Here is a 512-nt window from a genome sequence, read left to right as displayed (position 1 = left end):
GGTCGAGGTAGCTCGAATAGGTAACGTCCTGCGTCATGGGCCATGCCCTAGCGCGAACACGTTGCCGATGAAACTACTGCTCGATGACGCGGGTGTGCGGATGGTGCTTGTCGAGGTGTGCCTTCACGATCCTGAGGTTGCGGGTGTTGGACTTGAAGAAGAAGTCCGCCGCGTCGCCCACCACCGGCACCGCACCGAGCAAGGCATCGAACCCGACATTGCCGGCCATCCGGACCAGCTTCCACTTGGGCATGCCGAGATTGCTTGCTTCCCACACCAGATAGGCGGCCATGCCGAATGTGACTGCGTCGCCGAGCACCGGGACCAGCCCGACGACCGCATCGAGGCCGAAGCGATAGTTGGTGCCGGGCACGGAAAAGCTGCTTTCCAGAAGCATTTCCAGCGCCTCGATCCGCTGGCGAACCGAGGCCGGATCACTGCCGGTCGGCCATTCGAAACCCATGACTTGCGCGCGCGACCGCTCGGCCATTCTGCAATCCTCCAGCCCGGAA

1 protein-coding gene is annotated in these 512 nt (G+C 62.7%); it reads right to left on the bottom strand.

Features of this window, described 5'->3' with window-relative positions; all coding sequences use genetic code 11:
• Positions 1-73: 73 nt before the first annotated feature.
• Positions 74-512: DUF4112 domain-containing protein (locus tag AC01FP_RS19025; RefSeq protein ID WP_474482538.1), on the bottom strand; the 439-nt coding region annotated here is incomplete at its 5' end.

The organism is Cyanobium sp. NIVA-CYA 375, from assembly GCF_056108345.1.
This window is presented reverse-complemented; position numbering and strand designations above follow the sequence as displayed.